At 63.4% G+C, this 18,998-nt stretch carries 18 protein-coding genes; 8 read left to right on the forward strand and 10 right to left on the reverse strand.

Features of this window, described 5'->3' with window-relative positions; genetic code table 11:
* Nucleotides 1-55 precede the first annotated feature (55 nt).
* Nucleotides 56-1,114, reverse strand: a complete 1,059-nt coding sequence (gene queA, locus PQR32_RS13025) for a tRNA preQ1(34) S-adenosylmethionine ribosyltransferase-isomerase QueA (protein ID WP_408226848.1) — start codon at nucleotides 1,112-1,114, stop codon at nucleotides 56-58.
* 148 nt (nucleotides 1,115-1,262) lie between these two features.
* Between queA and recG the strand changes: the two genes are divergently transcribed.
* The 7 genes from recG to ubiA all read left to right on the forward strand — a co-directional run bounded on the left by recG (nucleotide 1,263) and on the right by ubiA (nucleotide 8,641).
* Nucleotides 1,263-3,701 (forward strand): ATP-dependent DNA helicase RecG, encoded by a 2,439-nt coding sequence (gene recG / locus PQR32_RS13030; RefSeq protein ID WP_408226851.1) that lies wholly within the window; start codon nucleotides 1,263-1,265, stop codon nucleotides 3,699-3,701.
* Nucleotides 3,702-3,875: 174 nt separating this feature from the next.
* Entirely contained in the window at nucleotides 3,876-4,835 is a 960-nt protein-coding gene (locus tag PQR32_RS13035) for a LysR substrate-binding domain-containing protein (protein WP_132376015.1), read from the forward strand.
* A gap of 178 nt (nucleotides 4,836-5,013) precedes the next feature.
* Nucleotides 5,014-5,151 (forward strand): hypothetical protein, encoded by a 138-nt coding sequence (locus PQR32_RS13040; RefSeq protein ID WP_408226854.1) that lies wholly within the window; start codon nucleotides 5,014-5,016, stop codon nucleotides 5,149-5,151.
* 76 nt (nucleotides 5,152-5,227) lie between these two features.
* Nucleotides 5,228-6,682, forward strand: coding sequence for a catalase (locus PQR32_RS13045; RefSeq protein WP_408226857.1), 1,455 nt, complete (start codon nucleotides 5,228-5,230; stop codon nucleotides 6,680-6,682).
* 94 nt (nucleotides 6,683-6,776) lie between these two features.
* Nucleotides 6,777-6,935 carry a hypothetical protein gene (locus PQR32_RS13050; RefSeq protein WP_408226860.1) on the forward strand — a complete coding sequence of 53 codons (159 nt, stop codon included), beginning with the start codon at nucleotides 6,777-6,779 and terminating at the stop codon, nucleotides 6,933-6,935.
* A gap of 153 nt (nucleotides 6,936-7,088) precedes the next feature.
* Entirely contained in the window at nucleotides 7,089-7,586 is a 498-nt protein-coding gene (locus tag PQR32_RS13055) for a Dps family protein (RefSeq protein ID WP_132376013.1), read from the forward strand.
* Nucleotides 7,587-7,777: 191 nt separating this feature from the next.
* Entirely contained in the window at nucleotides 7,778-8,641 is an 864-nt protein-coding gene (ubiA, locus tag PQR32_RS13060) for a 4-hydroxybenzoate octaprenyltransferase (protein ID WP_408226863.1), read from the forward strand.
* Between the two features lie 347 nt (nucleotides 8,642-8,988).
* Here the strand turns inward: ubiA and proC are convergent, their stop codons facing one another.
* From proC to PQR32_RS13090, 6 genes are all read right to left on the reverse strand, one after another.
* Nucleotides 8,989-9,804: a pyrroline-5-carboxylate reductase gene (gene proC, locus PQR32_RS13065; RefSeq protein WP_408226866.1), complete on the reverse strand. Its 816-nt coding sequence runs from the start codon at nucleotides 9,802-9,804 to the stop codon at nucleotides 8,989-8,991.
* A 57-nt stretch (nucleotides 9,805-9,861) separates the two neighbouring features.
* Nucleotides 9,862-10,560 carry a YggS family pyridoxal phosphate-dependent enzyme gene (locus PQR32_RS13070; protein WP_408226869.1) on the reverse strand — a complete coding sequence of 233 codons (699 nt, stop codon included), beginning with the start codon at nucleotides 10,558-10,560 and terminating at the stop codon, nucleotides 9,862-9,864.
* A 37-nt stretch (nucleotides 10,561-10,597) separates the two neighbouring features.
* Entirely contained in the window at nucleotides 10,598-11,824 is a 1,227-nt protein-coding gene (gene glcF / locus PQR32_RS13075; RefSeq protein WP_408226871.1) for a glycolate oxidase subunit GlcF, read from the reverse strand.
* A gap of 8 nt (nucleotides 11,825-11,832) precedes the next feature.
* Nucleotides 11,833-12,921: a glycolate oxidase subunit GlcE gene (glcE, locus tag PQR32_RS13080; RefSeq protein ID WP_408226874.1), complete on the reverse strand. Its 1,089-nt coding sequence runs from the start codon at nucleotides 12,919-12,921 to the stop codon at nucleotides 11,833-11,835.
* 149 nt (nucleotides 12,922-13,070) lie between these two features.
* Nucleotides 13,071-14,564 carry an FAD-linked oxidase C-terminal domain-containing protein gene (locus tag PQR32_RS13085; RefSeq protein ID WP_408226877.1) on the reverse strand — a complete coding sequence of 498 codons (1,494 nt, stop codon included), beginning with the start codon at nucleotides 14,562-14,564 and terminating at the stop codon, nucleotides 13,071-13,073.
* Between the two features lie 71 nt (nucleotides 14,565-14,635).
* Nucleotides 14,636-16,051 carry an FAD-linked oxidase C-terminal domain-containing protein gene (locus PQR32_RS13090; RefSeq protein ID WP_408226880.1) on the reverse strand — a complete coding sequence of 472 codons (1,416 nt, stop codon included), beginning with the start codon at nucleotides 16,049-16,051 and terminating at the stop codon, nucleotides 14,636-14,638.
* A 227-nt stretch (nucleotides 16,052-16,278) separates the two neighbouring features.
* Here PQR32_RS13090 and PQR32_RS13095 point away from each other — a divergent pair, with 227 nt between their 5' ends.
* On the forward strand, nucleotides 16,279-16,833 hold the full coding sequence (locus PQR32_RS13095; RefSeq protein WP_408226883.1) for a cob(I)yrinic acid a,c-diamide adenosyltransferase: 555 nt from the start codon (nucleotides 16,279-16,281) through the stop codon (nucleotides 16,831-16,833).
* A 78-nt stretch (nucleotides 16,834-16,911) separates the two neighbouring features.
* Here the strand turns inward: PQR32_RS13095 and PQR32_RS13100 are convergent, their stop codons facing one another.
* The 3 genes from PQR32_RS13100 to aroG form a co-directional block, all read right to left on the reverse strand.
* Nucleotides 16,912-17,244, reverse strand: a complete 333-nt coding sequence (locus PQR32_RS13100; RefSeq protein WP_116142847.1) for a helix-turn-helix domain-containing protein — start codon at nucleotides 17,242-17,244, stop codon at nucleotides 16,912-16,914.
* 3 nt (nucleotides 17,245-17,247) lie between these two features.
* The gene (locus PQR32_RS13105) at nucleotides 17,248-17,586 is read right to left on the reverse strand and encodes a type II toxin-antitoxin system RelE/ParE family toxin (RefSeq protein ID WP_408226886.1); all 339 of its coding nucleotides are present in this window, start codon (nucleotides 17,584-17,586) and stop codon (nucleotides 17,248-17,250) included.
* Between the two features lie 190 nt (nucleotides 17,587-17,776).
* Nucleotides 17,777-18,850 carry a 3-deoxy-7-phosphoheptulonate synthase AroG gene (gene aroG, locus PQR32_RS13110; RefSeq protein ID WP_012431785.1) on the reverse strand — a complete coding sequence of 358 codons (1,074 nt, stop codon included), beginning with the start codon at nucleotides 18,848-18,850 and terminating at the stop codon, nucleotides 17,777-17,779.
* Nucleotides 18,851-18,998 lie beyond the last annotated feature (148 nt).

Here is an 18,998-nt window from a genome sequence, read left to right on the forward strand (position 1 = left end):
GCCGGAAGGATCGCGGCGGCATAGGGAACTACGAAAACTTACTGGCCGACCTCGGTCAGCCGTCTCGCCGCGTGAGCAGCATCGCGTCGCCGTAGCTGAAGAAGCGGTAACGCTGCTCGATCGCATGGCGATAGGCTTCACGAATCGTCTCGACGCCCGCGAAGGCCGACACGAGCATCAGCAGCGTGGACTTCGGTAAATGAAAATTGGTGACGAGCCGGTCGACCACACGGAATTTATAGCCCGGCGTGATGAAGATGTCGGTTTCCGTGCTGGCGGCGGCAAGCGGACGACCTGCGGCTTCGGCGTCGCGTGCGGCGGCTTCGAGCGCGCGCATCGAGGTCGTGCCTACCGCGATCACGCGGTTGCCGCGCGCGCGGGTCGCCGCGATCTTGTCGGCGAGCGCTTGCGGCAGGTGATACCACTCGCTGTGCATTTTGTGTTCGGCGAGATTTTCAACCCGCACCGGCTGGAACGTGCCCGCGCCGACATGCAGCGTCAGCGTCGCGCGTTCCACGCCTTTGGCGTCGAGGCGGGCCAGCAGCGCGTCGTCGAAATGCAGGCCGGCCGTGGGTGCGGCGACTGCGCCCGGATTCTGCGCGAACACCGTTTGGTAGCGGGTTTCGTCGGTCGAGTCGGGATCGTGCTCGATGTACGGCGGCAGCGGCAAACGGCCGAACTGCTCGATCAGCGTCAGACAGTCGTCGGGGAAATGCAGCGTGTAGAACGGCTCGACACGCTCGCCGATGGTGACGTCGAATGCATCCGCCAGCCGGATCGTGGTGCCTGGCTGCGGGCTCTTGCTCGCGCGGATCTGCGCGAGCGCGGTGCGCTCGCCGGTGAGGCGCTCTACCAGCACTTCGATCTTGCCGCCACTGGCCTTCTGGCCGAGGAAGCGCGCCTTCAGGACTTTGGTATCGTTGAAGACCAGCAGATCGCCGGCCGCGATGCACTCGGGTAACTCGGCAAAGCGGCGGTCGATCAGGCGCGCCGGGCCGGTGGCGTCGGCCGGGTGGTCCACCTCGAGCAGACGGCTGGCGCTGCGCTCGGGCAGCGCGACTTGCGCGATCAGCTCGGGAGGCAGATCGAAATCGAAATCGGAAAGCGTCAACATGCGAACGACTGGAAGCGAAATGAAACTGAATTGAGCCGAAGCCGGAGCCGGGCGGCTATGATTGCGGGACGCCAGAGCGGCCCGCGAGCCCGCGCGCTGTATGGCGCCGAACCCTTTGACAGCCGATATTGTACTTGCGAAGCAGCCCATGCCTTTGTCCGACCGCCGATTGCCCTCCGCTACCGATGAAGTGAGCGCCGAGCCCAAGCGCCGCGTCTCGCGGGGCAAGGCGGCGGCGGAGGTGAACGACGCGGGCTTGGGTGTAGGCGCGGACGTCGAGTCGAGCGCTGAAAAAGCCGCGCGACAAAGCGGCGAATTTGATGGCAAGCCCGTCGACGAAGTTGGCGGCAAACGCGTAGGCAAGCCCGCTGACACATCTGGCGGCGCGCATGCCGACAGCTTTGCCGACCTATCCGCCGACAAACTTGCCGACAAATCCGCGGGCATATTCGGCGACAAACCCGCCGGGAAGTCCGGACCCACGGCCGCCGCGAAATCTTCCACGAAGGCGGCCGCCAAACCCGCGGAAAAAACCGCCGACAAGCTCGCCAAACTCGGCCTCACACGCGACATCGACTTGGTATTGCATCTGCCCATGCGCTACGAGGACGAAACCTCGCTGACGCCGATCGGGCATCTGCTGCCGGGCGGCATTGCGCAAACCGAAGGCGTGGTGTTCGACAACGAGATCGCCTATCGTCCGCGCCGTCAGTTGCTGGTGAGGCTACGCGACGACGCCGGCGACGAACTCGTGCTGCGCTTTCTGAATTTCTACGGTTCGCAGGTCAAGCAGATGGCGATCGGCGCGCGGCTGCGGGTGCGTGGCGACGTGCGCGGCGGTTTCTTCGGCATGGAGATGGTGCATCCGGCCGTGCGCGTGGTCGACGAAGACACGCCGCTGCCGCAGGCGTTGACGCCGGTGTATCCGAGCACTGCGGGCGTGACGCAGGCGTATCTGCGCAAATCGATCGATAACGCGCTGTCGCGCACGTCGCTGCCGGAGTTGCTGCCCGAGGCGGTCGCGCGAACGTTTATGGAGCCGCTCGGCGTGCCGCCGCTGATGGACGCCGTGCGCACGCTGCATCATCCGGGCGTGCAGTCCGATGAGACCGCGTTGATCGACGGCACGCATCCGGCCTGGGTGCGTATCAAGTTCGAGGAATTGCTCGCGCAGCAGATGTCGCTCAAGCGCGCGCACGACGAACGCCGCACGCGCGCCGCGCCGGCCATGCCGCGCCGCAAGCTGGGCGACGAATCCGCGCTGGTGGCGCGCTTGCTGAAGGCGCTGCCGTTTTCGCTGACGGCGGCGCAGGAGCGCGTCGGCGGCGAGATCGCGCTCGACCTGACCCAGCCTCATCCGATGCAGCGACTCCTGCAGGGCGACGTCGGCAGCGGCAAGACGATCGTCGCCGCGCTGGCCGCGGCACAGGCCATCGACGCCGGCTATCAGGCCGCGCTCATGGCGCCGACCGAAATCCTCGCCGAACAGCACGCGCGCAAATTGCGCGGCTGGCTGGAGCCGCTCGGCGTGAGCGTCGCGTGGCTGGCCGGCAGCCTGAAGACCAGGGAAAAGCGCGCCGCGATCGAAGCCGCTGCGCTCGGCACGGCGCAACTCGTGATCGGCACGCACGCGATCATCCAGGACGCGGTCGAGTTCGCGCGTCTTGGGCTCGTGATCGTCGACGAACAGCATCGCTTCGGCGTGGCGCAACGGCTCGCGCTGCGCGCCAAGGCGCAGAACGCCGCCGACGGTGCGCGCGACTTCCAGCCGCATCAACTGATGATGTCCGCGACGCCGATTCCGCGCACGCTCGCTATGACGTATTACGCCGATCTCGACGTCTCGACCATCGATGAATTGCCGCCCGGGCGCACGCCGATCCTGACCAAGCTCGTGTCCGACGCGCGGCGCGAGGAGGTGATCGGACGCGTGCGCGAGGCCGCGTTGACGGGGCGTCAGGTGTACTGGGTGTGTCCGCTGATCGAGGAAAGCGAGACGTTGCAATTGCAGACCGCGGTCGAGACGTATGAGACGCTGGTGGCCGCGTTGCCCGAGTTGAATGTCGGTCTCGTGCATGGGCGGCTTGCGCCGGCTGAAAAAGCCGCTGTGATGGATGCGTTTACTCGCAACGAGGTGCAGTTGCTCGTGGCGACGACGGTGATCGAAGTGGGTGTCGATGTGCCGAATGCGTCGTTGATGGTGATCGAGCATGCCGAGCGGTTTGGGCTTGCGCAGTTGCATCAGTTGCGCGGGCGCGTGGGGCGTGGGAGTGAGGCTTCGGTTTGCGTGCTGCTTTATACCGGGCCTTTGTCGATGACTGCGCGGGCGCGGCTTCAGACTATGCGGGAGACGACTGATGGGTTTGAGATCGCCAGACGGGATCTTGAGATTCGTGGGCCGGGGGAGTTTTTGGGGGCGCGGCAGTCGGGGGCGGCAATGCTCAGGTTTGCTGACCTCGAAAATGATCAGTGGCTGATTGAGCCTGCGCGGGAGGCTGCGGCGGTTTTGCTTGAGAAGTTTCCCGAGGTGGTGATGCAGCATTTGGCGCGGTGGCTTGGCGCCCGGGAGCAGTATTTGAAGGCGTGAAGGTGGGTGTTTTGCCTGCGCGGCGCTTTGGTGGTGGTTTTTGCGGTGTTGGCCAACACCGCAAGCCCTCAACCCACCCAGCGCCCCGGGCAAATAAACCCAAAAGGTTGGCGAACCGACCCTATAGGTGTATAACTAGAACCTATCGAATTCACCGAACTGATTGGTCCCCTAATGACGCTCACCGAATTGAAGTACATCGTCGCGGTCGCCCGCGAGCGGCACTTCGGCCGGGCCGCCGAAGCGTGTTTCGTCAGCCAGCCGACGCTGTCGGTGGCGATCAAAAAGCTCGAAGACGAACTCAACGTCCAGATCTTCGAGCGCGGCACCAGCGAAGTGAGCGTCACGCCGATCGGCGAACAGATCGTCACGCAAGCTCAACGCGTTCTCGAGCAGACGCTCGCCATCAAGGAAATCGCCAAACAGGGCAAAGACCCGCTGGTCGGGCCGCTACGCCTTGGTGTCATCTATACGATCGGGCCGTACCTGCTGCCCACGCTCGTCAAGCAGATGATCAAGCGCGTCCCGCAAATGCCCTTGATGCTGCAGGAAAATTACACGCTCAAGCTGATCGAACTGCTCAAGCAAGGCGAAATCGACGTCGCCATCATGGCGCTGCCATTTCCGGAAACGGGCCTGATGTTGCGCCCGCTGTACGACGAGCCTTTTGTGGTCGCCTTGCCGTCCGGTCACGCCTGGGAAAACCGCCTGAAGATCGACGCCGACGATCTGAAGCAGGAAACCATGCTGCTGCTCGGCAGCGGTCACTGCTTCCGCGACCATGTGCTGGGCGTGTGCCCGGAACTGATGCGCTTTTCGCAAAACGCGGACGGGATCCAGAAGACCTTTGAAGGGTCGTCGCTGGAAACCATCCGTCACATGGTGGCGAGCGGTGTCGGCATTACCGTGCTGCCGCGCATGTCGGTGCATGAAGTCAAGCCGCACGCCGGCGGCATCGACTCGGGGCTGCTCAGCTACGTCGCTTTCGACGAACCCGTGCCGGATCGCCGCGTCGTGCTGGCCTGGCGCAAGAGCTTCACGCGCATGCCCGCCATCGAGGCCATTTGCGACGCCATCAGCTCCTGCGATCTGGCGGGCGTCAAAAAGCTCGATTTGCCGGTCGCCGTCAACTAACAAGCGCATCGAGAAGGCCGGCTCGCATCGCACGTGCAGCGACCGGCCCGGCGCCCGCCGAGGCGCTGATAGCCACAAGCCCTATCGAATAGATAAAATTAATCAAAAGCCTAATTTCGATAGTGTTGTTATAGTTTCCTCCATGGATCGCCTGATCCCATAAGACCCGGAGGAAATCATGACGCAATCCAAGCCGCAACAAGTCCACGCCCTCACCGCTCAAGCGGCAGTCGTGCCGCGCGGTTTTGTCGCGTCGATGCTCAACGTGCGCGCCGTCGCGTTGTCCCTGCTGGTCGATCGGGCCTTGTCCGCGTAACGCATGAGCCTCTGGCATCAGTGTGCCGCGCCGCTCCCCACAATCTGTTTCGATAAAAGCCAACCAGGAGTCACGCATGTCCGAACGTAAGCTCACCAGTGCCGCCGGCGCACCCGTCGCCGACAACCAGAATTCGATGACCGCCGGGGCGCGCGGTCCGGTCGTTCTGCAAGATGTCTGGCTGCTCGAAAAACTCGCTCACTTCGATCGCGAAGTGATTCCGGAACGCCGTGTTCATGCCAAAGGCTCCGGCGCGTTCGGCACGCTGAAGGTCACGCACGATATCTCGCGCTACAGCAAGGCGAAGGTGTTCGCGCAAGTCGGCAAGGAAACGCCGCTCTTCATGCGCTTTTCGACGGTCGCCGGCGAGCGCGGCGCAGCCGACGCCGAACGCGACGTGCGCGGTTTCTCGATCAAGTTCTACACGGAAGAAGGTAACTGGGACGTGGTCGGCAACAACACGCCGGTGTTCTTTATCCGTGATCCGCTGAAGTTTCCGGACTTCATCCACACGCAAAAGCGCGACCCGTACACCAACATGCGCAGCAATGTCGCGGCGTGGGATTTCTGGTCGCGTCATCCGGAGTCGCTGCATCAGGTGACGATTCTGATGAGCGACCGCGGCATTCCGCAGAATTACCGTCAGATGCACGGTTTCGGCTCGCACACGTATTCGTTCATCAACGCCGACAACGAGCGTTTCTGGGTGAAGTTCCATTTCAAGTCGATGCAAGGCATGGAGAACTTCACCGATGCCGAAGCGGCACAAGTGGTCTCGCAAGATCGTGAAAGTGCGCAACGCGATCTGGTCGGCAACATCGACGCGGGCAACTTCCCGAAGTGGCGCTTCGCGATTCAGGTGATGCCGGAAGCCGAAGCGGCGACGTATCGCTTCAATCCGTTCGACATTACGAAAGTGTGGTCGCAGAAGGACTATCCGTTGATCGATGTCGGCACGATCGAGCTGAATCGCAACGCACAGAACTACTTTGCGGACGTGGAGCAGGCCGCGTTCACGCCGGCCAACGTGGTGCCGGGTATCGGCTTCTCGCCGGATCGTCTGTTGCAAGGCCGTCTGTTCTCGTACGGCGACACGCAGCGCTATCGCCTCGGCATCAATCACCACCAGATTCCGGTGAATGCATCGCGCGTGCCGAGCCCGCATTCGTTCCATCGCGACGGCGCGATGCGCACGGACGGCAACCTCGGCGGCAATGTGAATTACGAGCCGAACCGCTTCGGCGACTTCGCGCAGGACGCCAACGCGTCCGAGCCGCCGCTCGCGGCGGGTACGGTGGATCGCTACGATCATCGGCTGGACGACGACTACTACACGCAGCCAGGTATGTTGTTTGCGCTCTTCGATGCGGCACAGCGCGAGCGTCTGTTCGGCAACATCGCACGCCATATCGACGGTGTGCCGCAGGAAATCGTTGCGCGTCAGATCGAGCATTTCCGTCGCGCCGATCCGGCTTACGCGCAAGGCGTGATCGCGGCGATGGCCGACCTCGCGGAACGCAACAAGAAGTAAGCAGCAATCGAGCAGTTGAGCAGTTGAAGTGATGCAGCAAAGCGGGGCGCATCTGCGTCCCGCTGGTACCGATACGAACCGAAGGAGCACGATCATGACGCAGATGATGATAGCCGCGCTGGGTGGCACGTCACGCACACGCAGCGCGCAGCAGTACGCATTGATGGCGCGCAGGGCAGTGGGCTTCGCGATCGTCGCGAGCGGGTTCGCGGTGATCGTCGCGCAGGCGCTGCAACACGCGCTGCGCGGCTGATCGAAGCCGCGCCGTGGATGCGGCAAGTGGCCACGCGTCATACGAACGCAGCAGCTTTCCAGGCTAAACTGTCGAGCGTTCGAGCTGTCGAGTTTGCTATTCGCAAACCGTCACTTTGCCGACCGGTTCGTATCACTCTTCAAAGGAGTCATCATGGCCAAAAAAGAAGCCGCAGCAGCCGTACAACACGTCAATATCGGGATCAGCGACAAGGATCGCAAGAAGATTGCAGAGGGTCTGTCGCGCCTGCTCGCCGACACCTATACGCTGTACCTGAAGACCCACAACTTCCACTGGAACGTGACGGGTCCGATGTTCAATACGCTGCACCTCATGTTCGAAACGCAGTACAACGAGCTGGCGCTGGCGGTCGATTCGATCGCTGAACGGATTCGCGCGCTGGGCGTGCATGCGCCGGGCAGCTACAAGGATTTCGCCAAGCTGTCGTCGATTCCGGAAGCGGACGGCGTGCCGGCCGCGGAAGAAATGATCCGCCAACTCGTGGAGGGTCAGGAAGCCGTCGTGCGTACCGCACGCGCGATTTTCCCGTCGACGGAAGCCGCCAACGACGAGCCGACCGCCGACCTGCTGACGCAACGCATGCAAACGCACGAAAAGACCGCGTGGATGCTGCGCTCGATGCTGGCTTAAGCAGCTGCGTACGTGGCGCCTTCGTTTCGGCGTCGGTGTTGACGTTGAGTGCGATACCAACGAAGCCTCCCTGCACGGGAGGCTTTGTTTTTGCGGCGCCGGTATTGTCAGCCCTGCCCGCCCGGAAGCGACCCGCCGTCCGCATCCCGTAAAATAGCCGCACCGTCTTCGCACTTTCACCGACTCCGCCCATGTTCGCCCGACTTCCCCTGTATTTGCGCCTCGTGCGCATGGACAAGCCGATCGGCAGCCTGCTGCTGCTGTGGCCAACGCTCAACGCACTGTGGATCGCCTCCGACGGTCATCCAACGTGGCCGCTGATGGTGATTTTCATCGTGGGCACGGTGCTGATGCGCTCGGCGGGCTGCGCGATCAATGATTACGCGGATCGCGACTTCGATCGCTATGTGAAGCGCACGGAGAATCGTCCGATCACGTCGGGGAAGATCAAGGCGTGGGAAGCGGTCGCGCTGGCGGCCGCTTTGTCGTTGTTGGCGTTTCTGCTGATCCTGCCGCTGAATACACTGACCAAGGAACTCTCGGTGGCGGCGCTCTTCGTCGCCGGTTCGTACCCGTTCACCAAGCGGTTCTTTGCGATTCCGCAGGCGTATCTGGGGATCGCGTTCGGCTTCGGCATTCCGATGGCGTTCGCCGCGATTCAGGGCCACGTGCCGTTGCTCGCGTGGGTGATGCTGCTGGCCAACGTGTTCTGGTCGGTGGCATACGACACCGAATATGCGATGGTCGACCGTGATGACGACATCAAGATCGGCATCCGCACGTCGGCGCTGACGTTCGGCCGCTTCGATGTGGCCGCGATCATGTTCTGCTACGCGGTGACGCTGGGGATTTACGTTGGCATCGGCGTGATGCTCGGATTCGGCGTGCTGTACTGGCTGGGATGGGCCGCGGCCGCGGGCTGCGCGATCTATCACTACACGCTGATCCGTGACCGTGAACGGATGGCCTGCTTCGCCGCGTTCCGGCATAACAACTGGCTGGGCGGCGTGCTGTTCGTCGGCATCGCCGCGCATTACGCGGTGGGGTCGTTTTAGTTTTTCTGCGCGGCTTTACGGCGGGTTTGCGTTTGTATTGAGCCGGCGCCGCAGCGACTTGAATTGAAGCGCTGCAGCCTTCAGTTCTACTGCGTTACATTTCATCGCGCTTCCAGCGCAGTAGGCACCGCCCTCGTTCTTTTTGTGCGGCTTTTACGCTGGCTTGGTGTTTCACTCTGCGAGTGCCGCGGCCGCTTGAATCGAAGTGCTACGGCGTTCAGTTCTGCCGCGCTACTTGCTTCTCGTCCGGCGCAACAGACGCCGCGGCCGTTCGAATCGCCGCGCGGCGTGCCACAACGTACTTCCATTCCTGCTTTCCCCGACTGCCCGGCGCCGCGCGAACGCGCTCACTGCTTGCCGAACTCTTCGCCCATTTCCTTGGCGCGGGCATCGGCGGCGAGCACGCCGCGCACGATCGCATCCTTGATGCCGCTCGCGTCGAACGACGCCAGCGCCGCCGCCGTCGTGCCGCCCTTGGACGTCACACGTTCGCGCAGCAAGCTCGGCGGCTCGTCGGAATTCGCCGCCAGTTGCGCCGCGCCGGTGAAGGTCGCCACGGCCAGCGCGCGGCCCTGCGCTTCATCCATGCCGAGCTGGCGCGCGGCTTCCTGCAACGCCTCGATGAAATAGAACACGTAGGCCGGTCCGCTGCCCGAGATCGCGGTGACGGCGTCGATCTTCGCTTCGTCATCGAACCAGACCGTTGCGCCGACCGCGCCCAGCACTTGCGACGCGAGCGCGCGGCCCGCTTCGTCGACGCTGCTGGTCGCGACGAGACCCGTCACGCCCATGCCGATCAGCGCCGGCGTATTCGGCATGACACGCACGATACGGTTGTGCCCGTTCAGCCAGCGCGACATGTCGCCCATGCGAATGCCTGCGACGATGCTCACCGCCAGTTGCGACGCGTTCAGATGCGGCGCCACCGCCTCGGCGACGCTCTTCAGGATCTGCGGCTTCACCGCCAGCACGACGGCGTCGTACGCGGCGAGCGTGGCATCCGCGGCGGCGCCGGTCTTGATGCCGAATTGCTGCTCATTGCGCTTGCGCGCGTCTTCGTTGGGATCGATTGCGTAGAGGTCAGCGGGCGCGACGCCACGCTTGATGAGGCCGCCGATCAACGCGGCGGCCATATTGCCACCGCCGATAAAAGCAATTTTCATGATGTTCCGGAGGAAGTGCCGTGAAGAGCCTAAGGAGCCTGACAAGGCCCGCAAGGGTCAGTTAGAGTAATCTCGCGCGCCGAAGATCGCGGTGCCCACGCGCACGATCGTCGCGCCTTCCAGCACGGCGGCCTCGAGGTCGCTCGACATGCCCATGGACAGCGTGTCGAGTTCGAGTCCGTCGTTACACAGACGCTCGAACAGCTCGCGCAAGTGCCGATGCGGCACGCGTTGCTCGTCGATGCCGCCGGACGGCTCGGGAATCGCCATCAGGCCGCGCAAATTCAGCTTCGGCAGGGCGGCAATCGCCTGCGCGACTTCCACCGCCTCGGGAACGCTCACCCCGCTCTTCGACGCCTCGCCGCTGATGTTGACCTGCAGGCAGACGTTGAGCGGCGGCAAATTATCGGGACGCTGCTCCGACAGCCGCTGCGCGATCTTCAACCGATCGACCGAATGTACCCAGTCGAACTGCTCGGCGACCGGCCGCGTCTTGTTCGATTGCAAGGGACCGATGAAATGCCATTCGAGCGTGGCGCGCAGATCGGCGAGCGTCTCGATCTTGGTGAGCGCTTCCTGCACGTAGTTTTCACCGAATGCGCGCTGGCCGGCGTTGTAGGCGGCGCGCACGTCTTCGGCGGGAAAGGTCTTGGAGACCGCGAGCAGATGCACCGAACGCGTATCGCGTCCAGCCACGTGCGCGGCCGTGGCGATGCGCTGCTGCACCGCCTCGAGGTTGTGAATCAGATCGGGCATGTCGGAACCGGAAGTCCAGCAAAAGTCGATTATCCGATTATACGGACAGCATGTGCTCGACCAGTTCGATCCAGTGCGCGACCGGCGTCGACGTGCCGCTTTGCAGATGCGCAATGCAGCCGACGTTCGCCGACACGATCACCTGCGGCTCCTGCGCCTGTAGCCGCTCGAGCTTCTGATCGCGCAGCGCATACGAGAGCTTGGGCTGCGTCAGCGAGTAGGTGCCGGCCGAGCCGCAGCACAGATGACTGTCGGCGGGCAGGCGCACTTCGACACCCAGCGCGGTCAGCAAATGCTCGACTTTGCCGCGTATCTGCTGGCCATGCTGCAACGTGCAAGGCGGATGAAACGCCACCGTGTGAACCGAGCGGCGGCGCGTCACCGCGACCAATGCTTCTTCGAACTCGGGCAGGATCTCCGCGACGTCGCGCGTCAATTCCACCACGCGGCGCGCCTTTTCCGCATACGCCGGATCGTGGCGCAACAGATGCGCATATTCCTTGACGGTCGCGCCGCAGCCGGACGCGTTCATGACGATCGCCTCCACGCCCTGTTCGACGTAGGGCCACCATGCGTCGATGTTGGCGCGCAGGTCGTCGAGCGCTTCGTCGTTGTAGCCCAGATGCAGACGGATCGCGCCGCAGCAGCCGGCATCCGGCGCGATCAGCATTTCGACGCCGAGCGCGTCGAACACGCGCGCGGTGGCGATATTGACGTTCGGCATCATCGCCGGTTGCACGCAACCCGCGAGCATCAGCATCTTGCGCGGATGTTTCACGGTCGGCCATTCGAGCGGGCGCTGCCGCGCGGGCACCTTGTCGCGCAATTTCTTGGGCAGCAAAGGCCGAAAATGCTGGCCGATCCGCATGGTGGGCGTGAACAGTGCGCTGTTCGGCACGAAGCTCGCGAGCATCCGGCGCACCAGCCGTTGACCGAGCGGACGCGTGACTTTCTCTTCGGTGAGCTTGCGGCCGATTTCCACCAGCCGGCCATATTGCACGCCGGACGGGCAGGTCGTTTCGCAGTTGCGGCAGGTCAGGCACCGGTCGAGATGAACCTGTGTGCTGCGCGTGACTGGCGCACCCTCGACCATCTGCTTGATCAGATAGATCCGTCCGCGTGGGCCGTCGAGTTCGTCGCCGAGTATCTGATAGGTCGGACAGGTGGCCGTGCAGAAGCCGCAATGCACGCAATTGCGCAGAATGGCGTCGGCTTCGTCGCCATCGGGCGTGTTGCGAATGAAGTCCGCGAGGTTGGTTTGCATCGCGTCGCTCAGAAGTCGGAGTAGAGACGGCCGCGATTGAAGATGCGGGCCGGGTCGAAGGCGGTTTTCAGGCCGCGATGAATTTTCATCAGCGGCGCGGGAAGCGGGGTGAACACGCCGGCGCTGCGGTCGTAGCCGTGGCCGGTGCGAAAGATCGTGGCGTGGCCCCCGGCCTGCTTGGCGCTGATGCGCACGGTCTGCGCGTCGGTGTCGGTGATCCACCAGCGCTGGCCGCCGCCCCACTCCATGAGTTGCGCGCCGGGCAGTTGCAGCGGCTCCGTGATCGAGGGCAGCGCGAGGCGCCACAGCGCGGCCCGCGGCGGAATGGCGGCGAAGAACGAGTCGGTCTGCTCGCGCAGGCCGGCCCAGAAGCGTTCGGCTTCGACCGCATCGACCACTTCGCCGCCGAGCGCCATCTTTGCCGACTTGACCGCGGCCTCGGCGCCGGCGAGGCGCACCGCCAGCGTGCCGTGACGCCAGGCGCTCGCGGTAATCGGCAGCGGCCGGCCGCCCCATTCGTTGAGCTTACGGACCGCGTCGGTGCCGTTCATGTCGAATTTGAGCGTGGCTTCGGCCTGCGGCAACGGCAGCACCTTGATCGACAGTTCGAGGATCAGTCCCAGGGTGCCGAGCGAACCGGCCATCAAGCGCGAGACGTCATAGCCCGCGACGTTCTTCACCACCTGGCCGCCGAAATGCAGCTTCTGGCCCTGGCCGTTCATGATCACGGCGCCGAGCACGAAGTCGCGCGCCGCGCCGGCCGACGGGCGGCGCGGACCGGCGATGCCCGCCGCGATGCAGCCGCCGAAGGTGGCCTGCGGCCCGAAGTGCGGCGGCTCGAAGGCGAGCATCTGATGATGGTCGGCGAGTGCGGCCTCGATCTCCAGCAGGGGCGTGCCCGCACGCGCGGTGATGACCAGCTCCGCCGGATCGTACGCGATGATGCCGCGATAAGCGCGCGTGTCGAGGATGTCACCTTGCAACGTCTGACCGTACCAGTCTTTGGTGCCGCCGCCACGGATGCGCAACGCGCGCCCCTCGGCGCTGGCCGAACGCACACGTTCCGACCACACGGCGACGATGTCGTCCTCTTCCATGGTGTCCTGCTTCGTTGTGTTTCGTTTGATTGTACCGGGCGGGGGCTCGCTGGCAACCAGGAGCGGACCCGCATCGGGTAATCAGGGTGAGAGCAGGAAAACCGGCGCCCACGCGGGTTATGCGCGATGCGTCGGCGGACAACACAGTGTTAAAAGCGCGGCAACTCCGGATGCGGCAGCAAGCCGCCGCGCACATGCATCTTGCCGTATTCCGCGCAGCGCGCTCGCGTGGGAATGCCTTTGTCGGGGTTGAGCAGGCCTGGCGCGTCGAAAGCCCGCTTGACCGCGTGGAACGTATCGCGCTCTTCGGGTGAAAATTGCACGCACATCGAATTGATCTTCTCGATGCCGACGCCGTGCTCGCCGGTCACCGTGCCGCCCAGTTCGACGCACGTTTCAAGGATGTCGGAACCGAACGCTTCGGCCCGGTGCCACTCGTCCAGGTCATTGCCGTTGAACAGGATCAGCGGATGCATGTTGCCGTCGCCCGCGTGGAATACGTTGATGCAACGCAGGTTATAGGTCTTTTCCATCGCCTCGATGCGCGCGAGCAGTGGCCCGATACTGCGGCGCGGCACGGTGCCGTCCATGCAGTAGTAGTCGGGTGAAATGCGCCCGGCGGCCGGGAATGCGTTCTTGCGCCCCGACCAGAAGCGCAGCCGTTCGTTCTCCGAGCGGGAAATCTGAATGCGGGTGGCGCCCTGTTCGCGCAGCACTGCGGTCATGCGCACGATTTCGTCCGCGACTTCTTCGGGCGTGCCGTCCGATTCGCACAGCAGGATGGCTGCGGCGTCGAGATCGTAGCCCGCGTTGACGAATTCCTCGACGGCGCGCGTGGCTGGCTTGTCCATCATCTCCAGGCCCGCGGGGATGATGCCCGCGGCAATGATGCCGGCCACCGCGTCGCCGCCTTTCACGACGTCGTCGAAACTGGCCATGATGACCTGCGCCGTTTGCGGCTTCGGGATGAGCTTGACGGTGACTTCGGTGACGATCGCAAACATGCCTTCGCTGCCGATCAGTACGGCCAGCAGATCGAGACCAGGCGCGTCGGGCGCGAGCGAGCCGAACTCGACGATTTCGCCTTCCATGGTCACGGCGCGCACGCGCATCACGTTATGCACCGTGAGACCGTATTTGAGACAGTGGACGCCGCCCGAATTCTCCGAGACATTGCCGCCGATCGTGCAGGCGATCTGCGACGACGGGTCCGGCGCGTAATACAAACCGTAAGGTGCGGCGGCTTCGGAGATCGACAGGTTGCGCACACCCGGTTGCACCGTGGCGGTACGTGCGTACGAATCAACTTCGACGATCTTGCGGAAGCGTGCGAGCGATACCACCACGCCGTGCCGGATCGGCATTGCGCCGCCGGACAGACCGGTGCCCGCGCCGCGCGGCACGATCGGCACGTCGAGGCGATGGCAGATCTGCACGATGCGCTGAACCTGCGATTCCGTCTCAGGCAACGCGACCGCGAGCGGCAGACGCCGATAGGCGGCGAGACCATCGCATTCGTACGCGACGGTGTCTTCTTCGCGATACAGCAAACAGTGGGTCGGCAATACGGCCATCAACGCCTGCACGACTTCGCGCTGGCGCTGGGCGAGTACTTCGGCCGTCAGTTCAGCGGGTGCGTTCATGTGACTTGTCTCCTCGTGCCTTTCAAGTCCAACGCGGCTGCCTTTCTAGCGCTGCCGCGCCTGAATACGCCTCATGCTGCCCAGGTGAAGATCTTGCCCGGGTTCATCAGATTGTGCGGATCGAGCGCGTGCTTGATCGAGCGCATGGTATCGACCGCGACTTCGCCGTGCTCTTCGAGCAGAAAGCCCATCTTGTGCAGGCCGACGCCATGCTCGCCCGTGCAGGTGCCGTCCATGCGCAGCGCGCGTTGCACGATGCGATGGTTCAGGCGCTCGGCTTCGACGAGTTCTTCCGGCTTGTTCGGATCGATCAGGATCGCGACGTGGAAGTTGCCGTCGCCGACATGGCCGACGATCGGGCAGGGCAGCGGCGACGCTTTCAGGTCCTGCTCGGTTTCCTCCACGCATTCCGCGAGACGCGAGATCGGCACGCAGACGTCGGTCGTGACCGCGCGGCAGCCGGGCTTCAACTGCAGCATGGCGAAATAGGCATTGTGGCGCGCGTTCCACAGACGGCTGCGGTCTTCCGGCCGGGTTGCCCATTCGAAGCCCTCGCCGGCATTCTGCGCGGCGATGTCCTGGACCAGTTCGGCTTGCTCCTTTACGCCGGCCTCGGTGCCATGGAATTCGAAGAACAGCGTGGGCGCTTCACGCAGCGTCAGATTCGAGTGGCGATTGATCGAGCGGATGGCGAGCGAGTCGACGAACTCGACGCGCGCAATCGGCACGCCGATCTGAATCGTTTCGATGACCGCGCGCACCGCATCGCCCATGGACGGGAACGCGCACACCGCTGCGGACACCGCTTCCGGTTGTGGATAGAGGCGCACGGTGATTTCCGTGATCACGCCGAGCGTGCCTTCCGAGCCGACGAACATACGCGTGAGGTCGTAACCCGCCGACGACTTGCGAGCCCGCGTGCCGGTTTTGATCACGCGGCTGTCGGCCAGCACCACGGTCAGGCCGAGCACGTTCTCGCGCATCGTGCCGTAGCGCACGGCGTTGGTGCCCGACGCACGCGTGGCCGACATGCCACCGATGCTCGCGTCCGCGCCCGGGTCGATCGGGAAGAAGAGACCCGTGTCGCGCAACGCCTCGTTTAACTGCTTGCGCGAGATGCCGGGTTCGACGGTGACCGTCAGGTCTTCGGCGTTGATCGACAACACCCGGTTCATTTCCGACAGATCGATCGATACGCCGCCTTGCACAGCGAGCAAATGCCCTTCGAGCGACGAGCCGTTGCCGTAAGGGATGATCGGGACGTTGTACTGGCCGCACAGTTTGACGACGGTTTGCACGTCTTCGGTCGTGCGTGCGAATACGACGGCGTCAGGCAGTTGCGGATCGAACGGCGACTCGTCGCGGCCATGATGGGCGCGCACGGCTTCGGACACGGACACGCGATCAGCGAAGACGGCTTTGAGCGCGTTGAGCAACTCGGCGGGAAACGGTCGGCGCAGCGGGGCCGGCGGCACGGGATGATTCACGCATGTCTCCTGGTATTTGGGGCGGTGCTGGTTTGCAGCATGTGTTTCATTTTACGCCGATCACCCGTGGGCCGGCGTTGCAGCCGGCCAGCGCTTCTATAATGGCGGCGACTTCACGATGCGCGCAATATGGATAAACGCGGTGGCTGATCGGGTTCGTTTCGAACCCCCTTGGCCAGTCCGAGCACACGGCGCGGCGCATCGTCACTGAATGTAAGGGAGACACCATGGGCAACCGCCTGAGCAAGATCGCCACCCGCACGGGCGACGACGGCACCACCGGTCTCGGCGACGGCAGCCGTGTGCGCAAAGACAGCGCCCGCATTGCCGCGATCGGCGACGTGGACGAACTCAACTCGAACCTCGGCGTGCTGCTGTGTGAAACTTTGCCGGACAAGGTGCGTGCAGCGCTCGTGGCGATCCAGCATGATCTGTTCGACCTTGGCGGCGAGTTGTGCATTCCCGGCCACACGATGATTACCGACCGGCAGCTCGCCCAGCTCGACGACTGGCTGGCCGACTACAACGCGGCTTTGCCGCCGCTGAAGGAGTTCATTCTGCCGGGCGGCTCGCGCGCGGCCTCGCTTGCGCATGTGTGCCGCACCGTGTGCCGCCGTGCCGAACGAGCGATCGTTGCGTTGGGCGAGCATGAACCCATCAACGCCGCGCCCCGCCAGTATGTGAACCGGCTGTCCGATCTGCTATTCGTGCTCGCGCGCGCGCTCAACCGTGCGGACGGCGGCACTGACGTGCTGTGGCAACACGAGCGCAACGCAGGCTAAAGGAGCACGGCCCGAGCGACACGCATGTGACAGCGTGACGACGCATGCAGCGTCACACGCATTGACGAGCTCCGCACGTTAGCCGACCGCCAGGGTGACCGGCTTGCCGATCCGGCTCATCATTTCCACCAACGTGTCGATGGTGAACTTGGTGGTCTTCTTGTTGACCACGTCGGACACGCGCGGGCGCGACACCATCAGAATTTCGGCCGCCTCGGCCTGCTTCAAATGATGCTGTTCGATCCAGGTGGACAGTTCCGTCATGAGCTGCTCCTTGAGCAGCCGCGTGTCGTTGATCTGTTTTTGCGACGCGGCATGCAGGCGCTTCGCCTCTTCAGCGGAAAAGCCGAGTTCGAGGAACAGATTGGCGCCCGGCTTGGTTACGTGACGAATTTTGGTGTCGATCGTCATTTGTTAAGTTTTCCTATTGTTAATGATGGCGCGATACCGCGTTTCGGCGATCTTCCTGTCATGCGGACCCAGCTTCTGCGTTTTCTTCTGGAGGCAATGCAGCACGTACAGCGCTTCCACAAACTTGGTCACGTACATAACGCGAAAAATGCCGTCTGCTTCCCTGATGCGAATCTCGCGTGTTCCGGGACCGATCGAGTCAAACGGTCTCCAGTCGTCAGGGTCGAGGCCTGCCTGAATCTTGCCGAGTTGAGACCCCGCTTGACGACGCATTTCCTCGGGAAAGGCGAGTAAATCGTGATAGCTGGAGCCTAGCCAGCGAATTTCTTTTTCCTGCTCCATAGCCACCTTTCATGTACAAAATATTATACGCAACGTTCATCCCGGTCAAGTCGAATTCGACCCGGTCATGAGTTGTTACGGTACAGAGGCGGTTAAAAGAGCACCATTCGTCCGTTCGGCTAACAAAAAACCCGGCTCATCCATCGAGCCGGGTTTTCCGTGCATCCACTGCTGCAATCAGCGTGGGTTTTTAGTTGCCGCTGCCGCGTGCCACACGGCGTTGTTTGACTGCGTCGGCGAGGCCTTCGAGCACGGCGACGCTTTCATCCCAGCCGATGCACGCGTCGGTGATGCTCTGGCCGTACGTCAACGCGCAGCCTTCCTGCAGATCCTGGCGGCCCGCCACCAGATGCGATTCCACCATCACGCCGACAATCCGTTCGTCACCCGAAGCAATCTGGCGGCCGATATCCGCGCAGACCGGAATCTGATTCTCGTGCTTCTTCGAGCTGTTCGCGTGGCTCGCGTCGATCATCAGACGCGCGGCGAGACCGGCCTTGCCGATGTCCGCGCACGCGGCATTGACGCTGTCCGCGTCGTAGTTCGGCGTCTTGCCGCCACGCAGGATGATGTGGCAGTCCTCATTGCCCGCGGTCGACACAATCGCCGAGTGGCCGCCCTTGGTGACCGACAGGAAATGGTGCGGCTGCGAGGCGGCCTTGATCGCGTCGACGGCGATCTTGACGTTGCCGTCCGTGCCGTTCTTGAAGCCGACCGGGCACGACAGGCCCGAAGCCAGTTCGCGGTGCACTTGCGATTCGGTGGTACGCGCGCCGATCGCGCCCCACGAGATCAGGTCGGCGATGTACTGCGGGCTGATCATGTCGAGGTATTCGGTGCCGGCCGGCAGGCCCAGTTCGTTGATGCGCAACAGCAGCTCGCGCGCGGTACGCAGGCCGTCGTTGATCTTGAAGCTGTTGTCCATGTGCGGGTCGTTGATGAGACCCTTCCAGCCCACCGTCGTGCGCGGCTTTTCGAAGTACACGCGCATCACGATTTCGAGTTCGCCGGCGAAGCGCTTGCGCTGCTCGATCAGACGCCCCGCGTATTCCATCGCCGCCTTCGTATCGTGAATCGAGCACGGTCCGATGATCACGATCAACCGGTCCTCCATGCCGTGCAGAATGCGATGCATCGCGGTGCGCGAGTTGTAGATCACGTCTGACACCGTTTCGTCGCAAGCGAATTCGCGGATCAGGTGAGCGGGCGGCGTGAGTTCTTTCAATTCGCGGATGCGGACATCGTCGGTATTGTGCGGGGGCATGTTGTTCTCCAATCGGTTCGTAGCGTGTTCGCGCGGGCAATCAGGGTTGCGATGAAGCAGCGATGCCTGAGCGGACGAGCATCAAAATTAAAGTTTCAAAGGCATGAGGCGAAAAAAAACCGCCAGGCTAGCTGGCGGTTTTTCGGGA

Source organism: Paraburkholderia dipogonis (genome assembly GCF_046027395.1).
Classification (GTDB): Bacteria; Pseudomonadota; Gammaproteobacteria; order Burkholderiales; family Burkholderiaceae; genus Paraburkholderia; species Paraburkholderia dipogonis_A.